The organism is Photobacterium sp. R1, assembly GCF_054600795.1.
Genome location: NZ_BAAHZP010000833.1, coordinates 1 through 247, shown reverse-complemented (window position 1 = coordinate 247; position 247 = coordinate 1). Strand labels below are relative to the sequence as shown.

Here is a 247-nt window from a genome sequence, read left to right as displayed (position 1 = left end):
CCGATGGCGGTGTTGCTGGGGGCGCTGATCGGTCTGGGGACACTGGCATCCAGCTCAGAGCTGGTGGTTATGCAGGCTGCAGGCTTTTCCAAGCTGGACATTGGCCTGTCGGTACTGAAAACCGCGGTACCACTGATGCTGCTGGTGATGGTGCTGGGGCAGTGGGGAGCACCGGAGGCGCAGAAAGCGGCGCGGGAATTACGGGCGATCTGGACCTCTGGCGGTAATGTGTTTTCGGTACAGCGCG

General features: G+C 61.9%; 1 protein-coding gene. It reads left to right on the top strand.

Translation table 11 applies throughout. From position 1 onward, the window contains the following. The coding region (locus ACYP03_RS27415; RefSeq protein WP_459782861.1) for an LptF/LptG family permease at positions 1-247 on the top strand (247 nt) is incomplete at both ends.